The following is a 12,757-nucleotide window of genomic DNA, read 5'->3' as shown; positions in this document are numbered from 1 at the left end:
GTAACCGTCCGGTTCCTGCACACCTTCCTCCTCGTGTGATGTCGTTCCATTTCGGGTTCTCTGCTGCTGTGGAGATTCTCCGGTGAGACCGAAACACTTCCAGAACAAAGCGCGACGCGAGTGGTGGTCGCTGCACGTCGAAGCGTGGCGCCGAAGCGGTCTCGGGATCCGCAAATATTGTCGTCAGCAGCGTCTCACCGAGAACACGTTTCGGCGTTGGCTGAAGCAGCTTGCCGGCGAAGACACTGCACGTAAACTCGCGGAATATCAGACGGAATTGCGCCGCGAAGAGCGAACAAGAGCGCTGCGCAAGCAGAAGCGGCAACGGTTTTCCGTTAGCACGGACATCCGCAACCGCGCGACACAGGCGTTCTGGGCGATGCATGTGGAGGCAATGAATTGGAGCGGAATGGGCGTCCGTGCCTACGCCGCTGCGATGCAGCTGTCGCCGCATTCGTTGCGCAAATGGCGTGACCGACTGGATACCGGCGAGGTCGCAATCGACTGGCGCGCGCATCTTCACCCCTCCGCCCGCCCGGCCGTTAGCACTAGTGCTAGGAACTCAACTCCCGAAAGGAACTTGACAGCCGCGGAAATCGGCGATCCGACGGCGCCCGCCGCCCCCATCCGACGCTTCTTCAGCGACGAGGAGAAGCTCGCGATCGCGAGGGAAACCGAGCAGCCGGGCGCCAAGGTATCTGCCGTTGCCCGCAAGCACGGGATCGTCACCGGGCTGCTGTTCCGCTGGCGTGTGCAATTTGGCATCGGGCAAAAGAAGCGCGCGAAACTCGCCCACGTCGTGCTGGCCGACAACGCAGCCGAGACGCAGGTTCTGCGCAACCTCGTACGTCCGCCCGAGGGAATGGTGGCCGTTGACCTGGCCGATGGAGGTCGCGTCTTTGCTCCAGTTGGTAGCGATCCGGATGCTGTGCGAACGCAGATCGAGAGCGGAGAGATTGCACCATGATGTTCGTTCCTGCGGGCGTGAAAGTGCACATGGCGCTGGGCTACACCGACATGAGAAAGGGCATGGACGGGCTCGCAATGCTGGTCCAGGACGTGCTGAAGAAGGATCCATTCTCCGGTCATCTCTTTGCCTTCCGCGGCAAGAAGGCATCGGTGCTGAAGATCCTGTTCTGGGACGGCAACGGACTTTGCCTGTTCACCAAACGCATCGACCAAGGTGGCTTCGTGTGGCCCGTGATGGCAGGCTATGACGGTTCGATTACGCTCACACCGGCACAGCTCGCGATGCTGATCGAAGGCATCGATTGGCGCGCTCCAGAACGTGTCTGGAAGCCCGCGATTGCCGGCTGAATAAAGAGACGATGTACAAAAAACAGGGCTGAACTGAGCGGCGATTCTTCTACGAATCAGCATGTTCGAGTACCATCGGACATGCAGCTCGATCTCAACAATCTTCCGTCCGATCCTGAGCTTCTGCAGCGTCTGGTGCGCGACATCGCCACTGCGATTAACCATCGCGACACCGAAATCGAGCGCCTCAAATCGATCATCAAAAAGCTGCAGCGAATGCAGTTCGGACGTAGCTCCGAGCGCATGGACTCCGACCAGCTCGCGCTCGGCCTGGAAGACATCGACAGCGATATTGCCCGCATCGAGGAAGAGCAACCAAAAGGCATTCCGGAATCGACGGCGACGCAGCCACGACGCAGAGCTTTGCCGGATCATCTGCCGCGCGAAGAGGTTCGGCTCGACGTCGAGAGTGAGGTTTGTAGCTGTTGCGGAAGTGCCCTTCACCTGGTCGGCGAGAGCGTCAGCGAGATGCTGGACTGGGTACCGGCTCAGCTTCGTGTCGTGCGCACCACGCGTCCCAAATACGCCTGTCGAGCCTGCAACAAGGTGATGCAAGCGGCCGCGCCGGAACGGGTGATAGCTGGTGGCCTGGCAACGCCGGCGCTGCTCGCGCACGTGTTGATCAGCAAATACTGCGATCACCTTCCGCTCTATCGACAGTCGCAGATCTTCGATCGTCACGGTGTCGATCTCTGCCGTTCGACGCTCGCTGGCTGGGTCGGCGGTGCATGCTGGTGGCTCGACGCGTTGCACGAACGGCTGTCCAAGAATGTGTTCGCGTCCGACCATCTGTTCGCCGATGACACGCCGATCCCCGTGCTCGATCCCGGCCGCGGACGAACCAAAACGGGGCGGCTCTGGGTCTACGCCCGCGAACATCGGCCATGGGGTGGACCTGCACCTCCGGCTGCAATCTTTCTGTTCGCCCCAGACCGCAAGGCCGAGCGTCCAGTCGCGCATCTTGCGGACTTCAGAGGCATCCTGCATGTCGACGGATATGCCGGCTTCGAGCAGCTGGCCGATAAGGAGGGCATCACTCTCGCCGCGTGCTGGAGCCATTCGCGGCGCAAGTTCTACGACGTAGCCGAGGCCACCGGATCGCCTGTGGCAACAGATGCCTTGCGCCGGATCGGCGAACTCTACGCGATCGAGGCCGCGTCGAGCTCGACACCAATCCCGTCGAACGCGCGATCCGTCCCGTCGCGCTCGGCCGCAAGAACCACCTGTTCGCCGGCAGCGACGGCGGTGGGCATCGCTGGGCGGTGATCTGCTCTCTTATCGCGACCTGCAAGCTCAACGACGTCGAACCTTACGCCTACCTGCGTGACGTGCTGCAGCGGATGATCGACGGACATTCCGTCAACCGTCTCGACGAATTGCTGCCGTGGAGCTGGAAGCCGGCCGACCATGTCAAGACCTGATGCCATGTGCAGCGGCCGGACGCTTACGGTCGTTGCTTGTGCTTGATCTCACCCATTCTCGCTTCCTTTCTCTCTTGCGACAAGGCCCTCTGCGCCGCGCCTGGACGCGATGCGCCACTACAGCCGCGAGTCCCGGTGCGCCGTGCACTCTTCCGCGCTCATCGACGGCGTAACGTCGCTGCATCAGGGCAGCGGGGATGCCGTCGCGGCGCAATTTTCCATCGGCATGACGGAGCCACATCACAGGCAGTCCGGCGTGGTCCAGCTTGCACGTCACGTGCGTGGCCACAGGCAAGATAGCGTGCGTTCCGTCGTCGTTGATCTGCACCAGGTCTCTTCCGCTGTCGCGGAGCTCCGTGTTCAAACTGTTGCGCTCATGGTGTCTTTGGATCCGTCAACTTTGTGTTCTGGCCATGCATGGGCGCCGAGCAGCTTGCGCGCCTTGGCGTTCGCCCGTGCGCTGACGTCCGCCTGCGAGGCCGCCGGATCGCCGCAATAAAAGGTGCCGTCGACCCACATCGCATGCATGATCACCGCGAGCTTGCGCGCCACTGCCACGGTCGCCTTGCGGTGGCTGGTGCGCTTGGCGATCGCCAGCCCCCAGCTCTTGACCTTGTCCTTGCGCTTGAATCGGGTCAGCAACGCACTGGCCGCCTCATAGAGCGCCCGCCGCACGTCGGCATCGCCCGCCTTGCTGATCCGCCCCTGCACGTCGATCGACGTGCCGGACTGCCAGCGCCGCGAGGTCAGGCCAAAATACGCCGCCACATCGCGCGACCTTTTGAAGCGCGAGGGATCATCGACTGCTGTCATGAAGCTCAGGGCGGCCACCGGCCCCACGCCGGGGATCTGCATGAAGCGCCGGCACAGCTCATGTCCGGCGACCAGCTTGACCACCAGATCGTGCAGCCGGCAGTACTCCTTCCACAGCGCGGCGCGCGCGTTCAGCATGGCGTCGATCAGCTCGCTGACCAGCGCATCGCCCGCCACCGCCTCGCGCACCGCTTGGGCGAATCCGCCGCGGCCAACATGGCTGAGGCGAATGCCAAACACCTTCAGCGAATGCCGGATCGCGTTCTCCAGATCCACAAACTTGCGCTTCAGATTGCGCCGGTGCGTCAACAACAGCCGCAGCCGGTAGCACGCCGCGCTCTTGATGTGCGCCTTGCGGAACCAGCCGGTGCGCATCAAATGCGCCAGGCCGAGCGCGTCGGTCCGGTCGGTCTTGTTGCGCTGCGCCTTCAGCGCCGCGCGGACGTGGAAGGTTTCCAGACAGACCGCCGGCAGGCCGAGCTTGAGCAGTTCCGGATGCAGCCAGGGCGACAGCGAGCCCGCCTCGTGGCCGAGCCGCCGCAGCCGGCCAAGATACGGCGTCAACGCCGCCTTGATCGCGTCCGGATCGGTCACCACCGCTACCTCCAGCGCCACCTTGCCCTTGTCATCCACCACGCAGATTGCCGTCTCGTCCATGCCGACATCCAGACCACAGAAGAATTCCATCACACGCCTCCCGCGTTGCTGAAGCGGCGCACTGTGCGCGTCATTTATCGCGCAGGCCACCTGCGCTGCGGCCGCAACTCCCGGCGCAGAACGATTACGGGTGGCCGTCCTGCCCTCGTGTTCTCCCGGTCGCAGCTTCCAAGCCAACAGACTCTCGGTACTCGCGGCGATTTGCGACAAAATGCAGTTCGGGTCATTACGGTGGATCTTCCATTAGCGCCCGCCCGAACATGTTGGATGGTGGCCGATTCATTGCGAAAGAGCCGCCGCGACTTGGCAGTTGACTTTCGAAGCCCCACTGTTTCCGAGCGTTTGCGATAGCGATCGTTACCCGAAGGGCCGAGACACCCGTAGGGTGGCTCGGTGAGGAGCGAAGCGACGAGTAGAGCGCGGGCCGAAGGCATCGCCCGTATGTCAGCACGTCATTATCGCACTCCTCCGCGAACTCTTGCCCGCGTGCGTCCTTTAGTAGCAAACCCTGGTCGACGCTGAGACGCTGAAGACACGTGCGGAATTGCGTCGTGAGGAACGTCGGGAGCGGCTCCCAAGAAGCGGACTCCAGTGTCGAAGGCCCTCCGCTGCAGAGCCGTTCAAGCGTTCTGGGCGATGCACGTTGAAGCGATGAAGTTGTGCGGTCTGAGCATGCAAGCCTATGCCCGCGCACATGGCATATCGCAGCACACCCTGAGGCGATGGCGCGATTTGATCGACGCAAACGAGGTTGAAATCGACTGGTGGACGCATCTTCATCCGGGTGCCCGCCCGCTAGTGCTAAGGATGGCGCTTCCCGAAACGGAGCTGAAGCCAAGCTACTCGCCGAGGCCATTGCGGCGCTTCGTGAGTTGGTCTCACGCGCGCAAGACGCCACCGACGAGTCGTACGATGACGGCGAACAGGTTGATACTTGGAAGAGCGAGGAATTCCGCGCCGCGATAGAGCGCGCCGAAGCAGTGATCGCGAAGGCGGAAGCGGCCATAGCTGAGCCCCGCAAAGAGTAGAAGCTCGCCGAGTCGGCCCATTGCCTCCCGGGGCCGCTAGGCTCGTCAAGGCCCGACGTCATGTGCAGCCCACGGACGCATACGTCGTGCCTTTCCCCTGCCCTCGCCCTACCGTCCATTCTTCTCCAGGGTACGCCAATGTATGCGAGCTAACGCGTTCGCTCATCGTCGACCTCCCGCATTGGATCTCGCGACAAACAGCTCGGGTGCTTGGGGCACAATCGTTGAAATGTCGTGAGCTGAGACGGCGATTGGAGCGCGCTTTGCCATATGGCTTAGCTGCACCGAAGTTGCGTTGTTTGAGCTTTCGGACAGCACAACGAAGAGCGTCGCCGCCGATGACCGCAGGTTGGCGACGAGCCTGGAAGCGGCAATGTCGCTGCCGATCATCGGCCCAAGCTTCGCCAAATAGGTCTGGGTTTCGGCCGGCAATCGCCTGCCACCGAGATATTCTTCGTAACGACCAGGTCCCGCATTGTAGGCTGCCAGGAAACCCGGCGAACCGTATCGGTCCTGCAGCTCCCGGAGATAGGCCGCACCAGCAAGGATGTTGTCGTGGGGATCGTAGGGATCGATGCCAAGACCGTATGGCAGACGTAGTTTGGCCCACGTTTCCGGCATGATCTGCATCAGCCCCATGGCGCCTTTCGGGGACTTGGCGCACACATCTCCAGCGCTTTCGAGCTCCAAGACTGCGCGTATCCAGTACGCCGGTACGCCGAAGCGACGCGAGGCCTCGTCGATGAAGTCCGCAAACCGGTCGTGAGTACGAAATCTCGCCATGTGCTCTGCGGATCGTGTCGCGGCGGAGGCAGCGACGTCACCCACCGTCAGCGCCAAAAAGCACACGACAACAACGCAAATGCCGGTCCCGACCGAACGCCAGCATGCCGCCGTGTTCGTGCTCCTCCCGGGTAAGGTCGCGTGGCGCCGGCCCATCGGCCGCCCGCGGACAACGTCCGGGGCAGGCTTTGGACCGGCCCTGCGCGCGAGAGTTCCGCGACGGTTGGCCGGGACGGAGGAATGATGCAACATTCGGCCGAACAGCGGAATGGCAGATCGGAGTCCTAACACGTGCACGTCAGTCCTCCCAGGTCCACACGGGGAGCGCTCGCCCAAGGACGGCGGATGCCGGCAGAAAGCCGAAGTATCTTCCGTCCAGCGAGTCGGCGGATTGCCAGTTCATGACAAAGAGTTCGCCTTCGCCAACGACGCGGCAACCCTGCCATTTCGGGAGCGGACGGCCGCGGCCATCGCGATCTCGTGCCTCGCCCATTTCGGTCGCGTCTACCGTCACTGCGAGCCCGGTTCTGCAGACGGTCTGCCCCGGAAGCGCCAGCACGCGCTTGAGCATCGGTATCCCGGCCGGCAGATAGCCGCTCACGTCAAGGAAGGTTGCAAGCGGCTCCGGCGGCTGGACCGCAAGAAGCTCCGTCACGAACAGCTTTTCCGCAGGCTGCAAACGATACAGGCCGATCGGCACGCTCTCAGATGCATTCCAGACGTAGAGTGGTGTCAGGTCGAGAACCGTCGGTGCGAGAAGGGCACCAGCGCCGGCGAACATCATTGCCAAGGTCTTCCACGCACTTGTCATCGCATGGTCCTTTGCCGCTGGAGCCATGCCTGGTGTCTCGCTTTCGTGTAGAGGCGGGGCTTTTCATTGACCGACATGCGGTTATGCACGTGGTGCCAGTAATCGGGCGCAGCGTGCGCGGGATCGATGTCGAGCGCCTCAACAGCGTCGATCAACTGAAGCACCCGTTCGACCTTGGGCCAGCCGGATAGGCGCAGGAGAATGTCCCCGCCCGGCTTCACATAGGGCACCGTGGAGCACCGTTGTCCCGGTGCCACCGCGCGCAAAATATCGATCCGTGAGATTGCCGTTCCGAAGTCGTTTGTTGTCCAGCGGACAAACGCGAAGATGCTGCCGGGCGCAAAGGACAGCACGCGTCGGCGGCGATCGAGGATTCTCTCCTCGACGGAATGGCCGAACCGGATGCGGTTCTCAATGCGCTTCTCGAGCCAAAGGAGTTCGACTTCCGTAAAATTGTTCATGACGTACTCCGAGTGCAGAGAGGTTCTGATTGCCTGGCGGGAGCGAAATTGCGACGGCGCGTCCTCGCCCTCGCCGTCACTGTGGCGAGGCAGAACAGGCGAACATGGTGGTGGTTATCCTCAGAGGCCCGAGGGCGCGGTCCGTTAGAAGAAATCCGAAGGATTTCTGGTTAGAGGAGTTACGACGGCTGGAAAGCGCGAAGGGACAAGGATTTGGATCCGATTCCGGTCCCCGATAGCACGAGGATCCAGTCCCTGATGGCACGAGGGTTGCAGTCCCCGATAGCACGAGCTGATTCACAGGTTGCCTCCCGATTTCGGAAGGAGACCGCGCCTGCGAAGTCTCTCGGTGAATGGATTGATGGGCGCGGGCGCGAACTTCAACCGCTCGGTGCCGTCGCGATCGCGCGTGAGCACGAGGTGGTAACCAGGCAATGCCTGACGCTGGACGATTTGGCGCACGTCGTATGCAAAATGCTTGAGTGGCGAGAGACTGCCGGACTTGGCATGGAGATGCACAAGATCGAAACTCCAGCCGCCCTGCTGCCGGCCGCCATGCTTGCGCACGAGACGGTAAAGCCAGCGCTCAAGTCCGCCCGTCAGATCGAAATACGCGCGATCAATCGTGAGCACGAGCGCGTCATCGATCACGCCGGAATAGAACCAATCGGGCAAGATCAGTTCGAGCCCGAACGGGCGTCCGTTTGCGTCAGCTGTCTCCTTCCATTCGTTGATCCAGGAGAAGCGATGCCGCCGTCGTTCCGCAATCTGGCGGATCGACGTCAATACGGTCGTTGATTGCAACCTGTCGAGGCCAGCCTTCAACCGATCATAGTCACGTGCGCTGGTGCCGCGGCCGACGAACGTCAGAATCTCGTAAGGCGTCGCAGCCATCAGGCGCGACGTCTTCAAGCCGGCATCACGGGCTTCGACGATCTGGGAAGCGGCCCAGATCAAAACGTCCGCATCCCAAATGGTCGCCATGCCATGTTCCGGCACGGCTTCGACACGAATTGCGATCGCACCGGCACGGAAATCGATCGGTACGATCCGCTTAGCCTTTGCCAGCGAAAAGAACGGATAAGCCATCAGATCCTGCGCGTCGCGCGGCGCGAGATCGCCAGGCAGTGCCCGGAAGAGTTCAAGCTGGTTGCGCTCGGAGTGGAGTTTGCGTCGCATGACCATCGCTCTCAAACGGGGATCAGCGACGTTCCTGGCCGGCATAGGGGCGCAGCGCCGGGTGCTTCTTGGCCGGCAGCACAGTCCCCTTGCCGGGGTCGGAGGTCGACGTCTTGGCGCCCCGGTCGGCCCACGCTTTCAGGTCATCGACGGCGTAGACGACACGTCCACCAATCTTCCGATATGTCGGCCCGGTGCCGTACGTGCGGTGCTTCTCGAGCGTGCGACCGGACAGGCCAAGATAGCGCGCGGCCTCAGGTGTACGCAGGAAGCGCGGGGGAAGACCGGCCAGCGGATCGGGCATTTGAGGACTCCAAGAGGACAGCGAACCGCGGATGGCGGCGCCGGCGTGTGTGCGGTCACTATGGAGAAGCAAGTTCTCGGAGAGGGATGCCGAATATCGGGGGGCCGATTTTCGGCACCCCTGGGACGGCGCTACTCGTCCTTGCGCTTGGGTCCCAGAAGTTTGCGATAGCCCCCGCGAACGAACGCCAGACCGCTTTTTACGAGGCGGATGGTTCGGCTGCGCAGATGGTCTGTTTTCCAGGCACGATCGGGGATGCGCTTTTCGCCGAACAGAGCTTCTGCGATGCTGCGATAGGTCGCGCCGGCGAAATACGCGGCGGCTGCGCGAAGGGCTGCGCATAATCTTTCGCGCCGCTGTTTCGACAAGCGATGAAAGGCAGGCCCTGGCGCACGTCCATTCATCGCGCGCCACAACCGGGTAGCAGCGTGCGCGCGCGGCTCGAAACTGTAGTCGAGCGGTAACTCGGCTGCATAGTGGGCGCCCGCGGTCAGCGGCTGTTTCGACCAGATGCGATGCTCAACCGAGCCGATGCGCAGCACCGCATGCCAACCATCGGCGGCGCGGCACACCCGGCCGGCAGCAAAGTCGAGCAGCGGCTGAGATGCTGATTTGTGAGAATCGGGCGGCGCGGTTGTCACGGGGACAACGGACGCTAGAACCTCAGGTGTCCAGAAGATGACCTGTTCTTTGGAGGACTTTTGCGGGTCATGGGCGAAAGCAGATACCCCACCTCCTCCTGAATTCCTCAGTCACTTCGCCATCTGGGCTATTCACAATCATCGCTTCGTAGTCGCGTTGATAGTCCACGTTCATACGAAGGCCTTCCCAGGCGATGTGAGTGATCTCCGCATTCTCCAGGCTCTTAAACGAATCTGGCGAACGCCAGTCGAATTCAGGCATTGCTTCCGTCCCATTGCACGCAGCCAACAAGGATTGCGGCGCAATAGTTATGAACGAAGCGGTTGCAGGAAGCCTCTAGTTTGGCACCACGTGGTGCTCGAGAATGACCACCGGTTAGCGGGAGAAAATTGTTTTGGCCACAAGAGTTAGCTGGCGATTTTCTTCTATTTTGAGCCGGCGCCGCGTAAGAGGCGCCCCTGCTCGGTCACCCATTTTGCGCGCGCAAGATGACTCTGATATGCAGTCCGCGCACGGTCCGGCTCTCGCTCGGGATCCATATGCAGGACCACTCGAGCCACTTCGCACCAGTCCGCCCCCTCACGCTCCGCCTGCAGAAGGCGAATGCAAGTGATGACATGCTGTTCGTCATAGGCAATCAGCGCCGGCTCGTTTGGCGCGACATCCGCGACGTCAGGATCTAGCGGCGGCTTCGACATCAGAGACCACAAAACAGGCGGGATCGAAAACCAAATCGCGAGGTGCGAGCCTTGGCCGGCTCGAACAGTTGGCTGTTGTAGCATATGGCATGCCACATGCCCGAGCGCGCGTTCAAGAAGCCGCGTTCCCCATATTTTAGCAATCGAAGCTCCGTCCGTGACCCTCAAGCTCCGCGTATTATAACACGTAGCGCCAAAATACGCGATTGCTTCCTATCCTGCGGATGGATATTCGCAAGGTCTTTGGAGCGAATGCGCGTCGATTTCGACTGACCCTTGGCTTGAGCCAAGAGGCCGTAGCTGAACGCATGGGCGTTGATAGGGCCTTCGTGAGCAGCATTGAGCGAGGGCTGCAAAACACGACGTTGCTCACAATCTGGCAGATCGCCCAGGCGTTGGAGGTCCGGCCTTCAGATCTGCTTGAGGAGAAAGTGTCCAAAGTTCGATCCTGACCTTCCACGAGCCGGCCGGCGCCCGGCGAGCGCCGGAGGCGGACAGGCGTCATTGCCGCCGATCCGGCTTGCCGGATTGGGGGGCGATGCGTAGGGCTTCGAAGCGAGACCGCACAAACATTCCCGATTGCGCGGCTCATGTCATCAATGGCCCGTTCCATCAAACGATTTGCGTTGCCCTCCAGCTCGAGGCGCGTGCCCTGATGAGCCTTCCCGCGAGCACATGCGGTAACGCCCTGCACGAAATCAAGGATGCTTTCCGGTTTGCGATGCTCTTCGCCCCAAACGGTTTCGATGATGTTCAAGGGTCAGATCGCCATCGCGATAGACCTGCATCAGTTTCGGGGAGGCCGCGCCGAGCCGCAGGGCAACATGCGACGCCATGCCGAAGCGGACGGCGATTTCTTCCGCACCAAAACCGCGCTTTTCCGCCAGCTTCTTGAAGGCCTCGAACTAATTGGAGGGATGCAGAGTTTCTCGCGTGACGTTCTCGTCTAGGCTGATTTCGTGCGGATCGTTCGCAGTGTCGATGCAGCGGATCGGCGCGGTCTTCTTGATCTCCTCGCACTTCACTCTCGGAATCCGCGCAAGCCGTCTGCAAACCCGTGGCCGCCCTTCTCTGTCCAATTCCGGTTCGACCACCAGATTCTGCAAGATACCGTTGGTGGCGACTCGCCGCATAAGCTTAGATCGCTGCCTCACTGTGCGGGGTCTTGCGCGCATTCTTCGGGGATTCGAGCGAACGCTTAGCCGCCCCTGAGGTACCCGACCCTGACGGACTATAAAATTTGTAATCTTCGTGCTACATATTTAGGAAATATGTAGCATGAAGGACCTAAATGCCTACTCCACACAATCCCCCTGCTGCCGTTCGGCGGGCCCTGCGCAAGCTCGGCGCGGACATTCATGACGCCCGGCGGCGTCGGCGGCTGCCGATGGCCGTCGTCGCCGAGCGCGCCTTCACGTCCCGCTCGACGCTGCAGAGAGTCGAAGCCGGCCACACTAACGTCAGCATCGGCATCTATGCTGGCGTTCTCCAGGCGCTCGGCCTGCTCGACGGCCTGATCAAGCTCGCCGACATCAGCAGCGACAGCGTCGGCCAAGCGCTCGCCAGCGCCGAGCTGCCCAAACATATCCACCTCAAACGCAAGGCCGGAGCCTCACGCGATGGATGACTTCGAGGTGCATATCGATCTCGGCGGCCGCACGCGCCGCATCGGACTGGCGAGGAGCAACCGTGCTCGTGGCTCGGAGACCATCCTCTTCGAGTACGAAGGCGCTTGGCTCGATGACTCGGACCGGTTCTCCCTGGAACCGGCCCTCGCGCTGACGCGCGGCGCCTTTGCTCCTCCTGCCGGACTGCCGACTTTCGGCTCCATTGGCGGCTCCGCGCCTGACACCTGGGTCGCCGCCTCATGCAGCGCGCCGAACGCCGCCTCGCCGACCGCGAAGGCCGCGCCGTTTGCGCGCTTACAGAAAGCGACTATTTGCTCGGCGTTTGATTGTAGTTGATCACCGCTCGATCAGCGCCGACGACCGGAAATCGGCTGACGACATAGTGCACGACCTTATTTACCGTGGAGCACCGTTGGCCCGGTGCGACCGCGTGCAGAATATCGATCCGTGAGATTGCCGTTCCGAAGTCGTTTGATGTCCAGCGCACGAACGCGAAGATGCTGCCCGGCGCAAAGGAGAGGACGCGTCCGCGGCGATCGAGGATATTCTCCTCGACGGAGTGGCCGAACTGTCTAAGATTCGATCCTGATTTGCGCGAACATGGCGAGCGTCACGGCCAGCAGCAATGCGTCCGAACTCGCAGTTACCTCGAATTGAGAAGCCCCGCCCGGCGGACCGGGCGGGGCTTTTTGGCGACCTCAGTCGCCGTTCTTACGGGGCCGCGACCAGATCAGGCTGAAACCGTCGCCGTCCTCGTCGTTGAACAGGTTGGCGTAGATCGGTGCGTTGAACGAGGGGTCGTCGAGCTTGAGCGAGAGATAATCGCGGCCCTCCTCGGAGCGCTTCGACCAGGCGGCCCCGATCTCGGCCCGGCCGACGAAGACGCGGTGGCTCGGAGCGTTTTCGTTGGTGCGGTTGGCCTCGGGCACGATGCGGACGCCCTTGGTCTGGAGGCTGAGGGTGACGATCTCGCCCTGGAAGTCGCTGCCGATCTTCTTGAAAGAACCGATGGTAG

Annotated in this window: 15 protein-coding genes and 6 pseudogenes; 7 read left to right on the top strand and 14 right to left on the bottom strand. The window is 61.9% G+C overall.

Annotated features, from left to right (window positions below; genetic code table 11):
* Nucleotides 1–82 precede the first annotated feature (82 nt).
* From tnpA to tnpC, 3 genes and pseudogenes are all read left to right on the top strand, one after another.
* The gene (gene tnpA, locus H1B27_RS39370; RefSeq protein ID WP_197969739.1) at nt 83–967 is read left to right on the top strand and encodes an IS66 family insertion sequence element accessory protein TnpA; all 885 of its coding nucleotides are present in this window, start codon (nt 83–85) and stop codon (nt 965–967) included.
* Nucleotides 964–1,317, top strand: a complete 354-nt coding sequence (gene tnpB / locus H1B27_RS39365) for an IS66 family insertion sequence element accessory protein TnpB (protein WP_197969738.1) — start codon at nt 964–966, stop codon at nt 1,315–1,317. Before tnpA ends, tnpB begins: the two co-directional genes overlap by 4 nt.
* 81 nt (nt 1,318–1,398) lie before the next feature.
* Nucleotides 1,399–2,738: pseudogene (gene tnpC, locus H1B27_RS39360) on the top strand (IS66 family transposase).
* A gap of 360 nt (nt 2,739–3,098) precedes the next feature.
* On the opposite strand, the gene H1B27_RS39355 reads toward tnpC, so the two are convergent.
* A complete protein-coding gene (locus H1B27_RS39355; protein ID WP_197969744.1) occupies nt 3,099–4,238 on the bottom strand; it encodes an IS110 family RNA-guided transposase in 1,140 nt (379 codons plus the stop codon).
* Between the two features lie 606 nt (nt 4,239–4,844).
* Between H1B27_RS39355 and H1B27_RS41415 the strand changes: the two are divergent.
* Nucleotides 4,845–4,895, top strand: a pseudogene (locus H1B27_RS41415) (hypothetical protein); the annotation flags it as partial.
* A gap of 191 nt (nt 4,896–5,086) precedes the next feature.
* Here the strand turns inward: H1B27_RS41415 and H1B27_RS39350 are convergent.
* The 9 genes from H1B27_RS39350 to H1B27_RS40700 all read right to left on the bottom strand — a co-directional run bounded on the left by H1B27_RS39350 (nt 5,087) and on the right by H1B27_RS40700 (nt 10,114).
* Complete coding sequence (locus H1B27_RS39350; protein ID WP_197969737.1) at nt 5,087–5,257, bottom strand: hypothetical protein; 171 nt, start codon at nt 5,255–5,257, stop codon at nt 5,087–5,089.
* 141 nt (nt 5,258–5,398) lie between these two features.
* Nucleotides 5,399–6,019, bottom strand: a complete 621-nt coding sequence (locus H1B27_RS39345; RefSeq protein WP_246516070.1) for a lytic transglycosylase domain-containing protein — start codon at nt 6,017–6,019, stop codon at nt 5,399–5,401.
* A gap of 298 nt (nt 6,020–6,317) precedes the next feature.
* Nucleotides 6,318–6,830, bottom strand: a complete 513-nt coding sequence (locus tag H1B27_RS39340; protein ID WP_197969735.1) for a S26 family signal peptidase — start codon at nt 6,828–6,830, stop codon at nt 6,318–6,320.
* The gene (locus H1B27_RS39335; protein WP_197969734.1) at nt 6,827–7,291 is read right to left on the bottom strand and encodes a DUF2840 domain-containing protein; all 465 of its coding nucleotides are present in this window, start codon (nt 7,289–7,291) and stop codon (nt 6,827–6,829) included. Before H1B27_RS39335 ends, H1B27_RS39340 begins: the two co-directional genes overlap by 4 nt.
* A 297-nt stretch (nt 7,292–7,588) precedes the next feature.
* Nucleotides 7,589–8,470 carry a replication initiator protein A gene (locus H1B27_RS39330; protein WP_197969743.1) on the bottom strand — a complete coding sequence of 294 codons (882 nt, stop codon included), beginning with the start codon at nt 8,468–8,470 and terminating at the stop codon, nt 7,589–7,591.
* Nucleotides 8,471–8,492: 22 nt separating this feature from the next.
* The gene (locus tag H1B27_RS39325; protein ID WP_197969733.1) at nt 8,493–8,774 is read right to left on the bottom strand and encodes a helix-turn-helix transcriptional regulator; all 282 of its coding nucleotides are present in this window, start codon (nt 8,772–8,774) and stop codon (nt 8,493–8,495) included.
* Nucleotides 8,775–8,905: 131 nt separating this feature from the next.
* On the bottom strand, nt 8,906–9,415 hold the full coding sequence (locus tag H1B27_RS39320; RefSeq protein WP_311977844.1) for a DUF2285 domain-containing protein: 510 nt from the start codon (nt 9,413–9,415) through the stop codon (nt 8,906–8,908).
* Between the two features lie 67 nt (nt 9,416–9,482).
* A complete protein-coding gene (locus H1B27_RS39315; RefSeq protein ID WP_197969732.1) occupies nt 9,483–9,677 on the bottom strand; it encodes a transcriptional regulator domain-containing protein in 195 nt (64 codons plus the stop codon).
* Between the two features lie 164 nt (nt 9,678–9,841).
* On the bottom strand, nt 9,842–10,114 hold the full coding sequence (locus H1B27_RS40700) for a DUF2285 domain-containing protein (protein WP_246516069.1): 273 nt from the start codon (nt 10,112–10,114) through the stop codon (nt 9,842–9,844).
* A gap of 224 nt (nt 10,115–10,338) precedes the next feature.
* Here H1B27_RS40700 and H1B27_RS39310 point away from each other — a divergent pair, with 224 nt between their 5' ends.
* Nucleotides 10,339–10,566: a helix-turn-helix domain-containing protein gene (locus H1B27_RS39310; protein ID WP_197969741.1), complete on the top strand. Its 228-nt coding sequence runs from the start codon at nt 10,339–10,341 to the stop codon at nt 10,564–10,566.
* A 149-nt stretch (nt 10,567–10,715) separates the two neighbouring features.
* Here H1B27_RS39310 and H1B27_RS40695 read toward each other — a convergent pair.
* A pseudogene (locus H1B27_RS40695) lies at nt 10,716–10,865 on the bottom strand (DUF932 domain-containing protein); the annotation flags it as partial.
* Between the two features lies 1 nt (nt 10,866).
* Nucleotides 10,867–11,296: pseudogene (locus H1B27_RS40690) on the bottom strand (ParB/RepB/Spo0J family partition protein); the annotation flags it as partial.
* A gap of 109 nt (nt 11,297–11,405) precedes the next feature.
* Here H1B27_RS40690 and H1B27_RS39300 point away from each other — a divergent pair.
* Both H1B27_RS39300 and H1B27_RS39295 read left to right on the top strand, forming a co-directional pair.
* On the top strand, nt 11,406–11,741 hold the full coding sequence (locus H1B27_RS39300; protein WP_197969730.1) for a helix-turn-helix domain-containing protein: 336 nt from the start codon (nt 11,406–11,408) through the stop codon (nt 11,739–11,741).
* Nucleotides 11,734–12,065, top strand: a pseudogene (locus H1B27_RS39295) (type II toxin-antitoxin system HipA family toxin); the annotation flags it as partial. The gene H1B27_RS39300 and the pseudogene H1B27_RS39295, both read left to right, overlap by 8 nt.
* Nucleotides 12,066–12,139: 74 nt before the next feature.
* Here H1B27_RS39295 and H1B27_RS39290 read toward each other — a convergent pair.
* Both H1B27_RS39290 and H1B27_RS39285 read right to left on the bottom strand, forming a co-directional pair.
* Nucleotides 12,140–12,310: pseudogene (locus tag H1B27_RS39290) on the bottom strand (DUF2840 domain-containing protein); the annotation flags it as partial.
* A 130-nt stretch (nt 12,311–12,440) separates the two neighbouring features.
* Nucleotides 12,441–12,752 carry a DUF736 domain-containing protein gene (locus tag H1B27_RS39285; RefSeq protein WP_311977835.1) on the bottom strand — a complete coding sequence of 104 codons (312 nt, stop codon included), beginning with the start codon at nt 12,750–12,752 and terminating at the stop codon, nt 12,441–12,443.
* Nucleotides 12,753–12,757 lie beyond the last annotated feature (5 nt).

This window comes from Bradyrhizobium diversitatis (genome assembly GCF_016031635.1).
Taxonomy (GTDB): Bacteria; Pseudomonadota; Alphaproteobacteria; order Rhizobiales; family Xanthobacteraceae; genus Bradyrhizobium; species Bradyrhizobium diversitatis.
The sequence above is the reverse complement of the archived record's forward strand: the minus strand, read 5'-3'. Positions and strand labels throughout refer to the sequence as shown.

What these genes read in the sequence shown, in the direction of transcription:
- H1B27_RS39325 (WP_197969733.1), bottom strand. Translation starts at nt 8,774, where the DNA reads ATGCCCGATCCGCTGGCCGGTCTTCCCCCGCGCTTCCTGCGTACACCT.
- H1B27_RS39300 (WP_197969730.1), top strand. Translation starts at nt 11,406, where the DNA reads ATGCCTACTCCACACAATCCCCCTGCTGCCGTTCGGCGGGCCCTGCGC.
- H1B27_RS39310 (WP_197969741.1), top strand. Translation starts at nt 10,339, where the DNA reads ATGGATATTCGCAAGGTCTTTGGAGCGAATGCGCGTCGATTTCGACTG.
- H1B27_RS39340 (WP_197969735.1), bottom strand. Translation starts at nt 6,830, where the DNA reads ATGACAAGTGCGTGGAAGACCTTGGCAATGATGTTCGCCGGCGCTGGT.
- H1B27_RS39330 (WP_197969743.1), bottom strand. Translation starts at nt 8,470, where the DNA reads ATGCGACGCAAACTCCACTCCGAGCGCAACCAGCTTGAACTCTTCCGG.
- tnpB (WP_197969738.1), top strand. Translation starts at nt 964, where the DNA reads ATGATGTTCGTTCCTGCGGGCGTGAAAGTGCACATGGCGCTGGGCTAC.
- H1B27_RS40700 (WP_246516069.1), bottom strand. Translation starts at nt 10,114, where the DNA reads ATGTCGAAGCCGCCGCTAGATCCTGACGTCGCGGATGTCGCGCCAAAC.
- H1B27_RS39355 (WP_197969744.1), bottom strand. Translation starts at nt 4,238, where the DNA reads ATGGAATTCTTCTGTGGTCTGGATGTCGGCATGGACGAGACGGCAATC.
- H1B27_RS39345 (WP_246516070.1), bottom strand. Translation starts at nt 6,019, where the DNA reads ATGGCGAGATTTCGTACTCACGACCGGTTTGCGGACTTCATCGACGAG.
- H1B27_RS39335 (WP_197969734.1), bottom strand. Translation starts at nt 7,291, where the DNA reads ATGAACAATTTTACGGAAGTCGAACTCCTTTGGCTCGAGAAGCGCATT.
- H1B27_RS39350 (WP_197969737.1), bottom strand. Translation starts at nt 5,257, where the DNA reads ATGGGCCGACTCGGCGAGCTTCTACTCTTTGCGGGGCTCAGCTATGGC.
- H1B27_RS39315 (WP_197969732.1), bottom strand. Translation starts at nt 9,677, where the DNA reads ATGCCTGAATTCGACTGGCGTTCGCCAGATTCGTTTAAGAGCCTGGAG.